Genomic DNA, 2710 nt, shown 5'->3' with positions numbered 1-2710 from the left:
CGATACTGGGCTCGCGGCGCACGATTACCCAGGCGGGAGTCACACCCGCTAGAACACGCGGCCTTGCCAGGCCGCACTGACCCCGCTTCCCTCATGACCCCGCTTCCCTCAGCGCTTCCCTCAGCGCTGACTTCCATCAGCTAGCCCGATCGTGTAACCATCAAATTCGCTGACCGCACTCAAAACCGGTCACTCCCGCCAATGAAACGCCCCCGACTCACCCGCTTTGGTGCTATCGCGGTAGTTCTACGACGATGATGTCAGCTAAAAGAGCATAAGCTGCCGCTCTCCCGCAAGGCGCCTTCACTGGAGGATATCCGCAGTGCTTGGATGCGTGTCTTGCTCGATAGGCGAGCGCAGGCTTTCGCTGCGGATCCGCCCAACGAAATGCGTTTCGCGCCGCTCGATTGTGATGACCGAATTTCTCCGTGCCTAACTACCGCTCACGGACATGAAGCGGTCGATATTCCGCGGCGACTCGTTGAACTGATGACGCTCTGGCTTCAACGCGATGACCTGCTGCAGGTGTGCGCTAAGCTCAGCGTCACTGATGCCCTCCCTCAGCAACGGCTGCACTCGATCAGTTCCCGCTCCCGAAGGGCGCGTCTCCCCGCCGCTCCTCCAACGTCTTCACTGCCAACAATCGTTTATCGAAATGCTCGTTCTTGGGGCCGTCGATAACCAAGGCGACGTCGCCCGCCATTGGTTTAGTTCGGTTGTCCCATGTGCTCGATCCAGGCATATCCGACTTCGATGTTGTCTATTAGAACCACTGCCGCGCTTTCGTAGTACTGCGCAACTTCCGACGCGAACATCGTGTTCTCAATATCAGGATAAAGGCTGATGACGGATAGGATTAAGTCGGTGTCCGCAAAGTCCGTGGGCTGATCCCATCGCCCGGACTTCAGGTTTGCGTATGACGCCAACGCTGTGCGCAGCCGGGAGTGCGCTCTTACCGTGATCTCGATCTTTGTGACCCATGGATAGGCCGGTCTGTACTTCTCCTCAACAAAATCGATAAACCGTACCTCGAAGGGATTCACCCAGCCGCTTTCACGCGGGTCCTCTTCGGCGATCACCGGTAATCCGGGTACCATGAGTTCGGTCAGCGAATACGCGGAGGTCACATTGTCTGGCAAGATACCCGTATAAAGGCTCCCCCAGCCGGCCTTTGACCAGCTGTAGCTGTCGGTCGTTTGATCGCTCGGCCGCGGTACATATTTATCCCAATACACATTGAACACCATCGAGGCGCCTTCGTACGGCCCTTGGGAAAACTGGATTGGGATCCAGTTACCGTGATAGAGCGATTTGGTGTCTGTTGCCGTTTTCGTCACCATTGGGATCGCCAATCGTGAAACGCCGCGTGCGCTGGATCCCGACAATGCCTTTGAGGCGCTTGAGTCGATAGCTGTCGTACTTGCGGCGGGCGTAGACTTAGACTCCTTGACAGGTCCAAGATCGTTCCAGAGCATCCCTTCGTTCCCTTGTAGCGAATAGATCGCTTCGAAGCCGTCAGCAGGTTCGCCATCCGCGGAGATCGTGATCTGCCAGGACAATACCTTAAGCCGAGGCTGTGCGATCTCATACTCAGAAATCCTGGTTTTCGCGTTGATTTCCTCAACGGGTATTGCTTCGCCATCTGCGACAAGGGCCGGGCCGACATATCCGCCTCCGTACCCTTGCGCCACGACGCCGCGCTCGTCTACGAAGTCGATATCAAGCGCGTAATGATACTTTGCGAGCTGCTTTGTTCCGTCGGGATCGATCCGCCATAGAAACGCCGCACCCTCTCCCTGCATACGGAGCTTGTGCCCGGGCTGCCCAGGAAGTCCAAGGTAAAGCGGTGCTACTGGGCTTGCACCGTTTGACTGAACAATCCAGCGATGGCTGCCGTCGTCCGATGCGATCAGGCTTGCATCGATCTCGAGCCCGTCCAGAGACGACGTGGAGAACATCCAATCGACACTGTTCCGCAGCACGGCTGAAATTGCCTCAGCGCTATCGCCGCCGTAAAGGCTATTGAGAAAATAGGTGCTGCCGGCACGTTTGAACGCAAAATGCAGTCCGTGAAATCCGAAGCTGTAGGAGCCGCAGATGCCATCGACGCACTCCTCGGCAAGTCGCCCGCTTTGAACAATGTTCGCCATAAATGAACATCGATCGTTACCATCCAGGAGCGTCCCGGCATAGTCCCAAGTAAACTCCGCATCACCGCCGCACATTCCGCCGGGCACGGCCGTGAAACCGATGTTTCCAGTCGGTGTAGGGATGGCGCGTCCATAGGCGTCGGCCGGCGTGCCACAAGAAAACTCGTAAATCCCAGCTGCCGCCGCGAAGGACTGAAGAGAAACGGAAGCTAGAAGCAAGGCTTGATAGAATCTTGATGCTTTCATCGGTCGTCCGGGTCGTTCAATAGAAGGGACTGCCGTGCGTTTCAGCGCATGGGAGTACCAGGGGAGATGCTCTTTCCAGCAGCGACAGGCTTTTTATTTGCACCCTTGTATTCGGCTTGGGAAGACGGAAGCGCGTTACGCGCTGTGAGCATTACAGCACCGATCCGCCATGTTCTTTAGCAGGGGGGATCTCTGGCAATGCCATGGACTTAGCGCCTAAAGCTATGATTATGTTACAATAATGCGTCTTCACAGGAACCTTGTAGGAGCATGCCGATGAAGCGTTGCAACGCTATCAGTCTCAACACTGAAGA

The 2710-nt window shown here is 56.3% G+C and carries 1 protein-coding gene; it reads right to left on the bottom strand.

Going from position 1 to position 2710, the window contains the following annotated elements; genetic code table 11:
• Positions 1 to 707: 707 nt before the first annotated feature.
• Positions 708 to 2396 carry a hypothetical protein gene (locus tag G3446_RS26255; protein ID WP_164456609.1) on the bottom strand — a complete coding sequence of 563 codons (1689 nt, stop codon included), beginning with the start codon at positions 2394 to 2396 and terminating at the stop codon, positions 708 to 710.
• Positions 2397 to 2710 lie beyond the last annotated feature (314 nt).

This window comes from Thiorhodococcus minor (assembly GCF_010820565.1).
Taxonomy (GTDB): domain Bacteria; phylum Pseudomonadota; class Gammaproteobacteria; order Chromatiales; family Chromatiaceae; genus Thiorhodococcus; species Thiorhodococcus minor.
The sequence above is the reverse complement of the archived record's forward strand: the minus strand, read 5'-3'. Positions and strand labels throughout refer to the sequence as shown.

What these genes read in the sequence shown, in the direction of transcription:
- G3446_RS26255 (WP_164456609.1), bottom strand. Translation starts at nt 2,396, where the DNA reads ATGAAAGCATCAAGATTCTATCAAGCCTTGCTTCTAGCTTCCGTTTCT.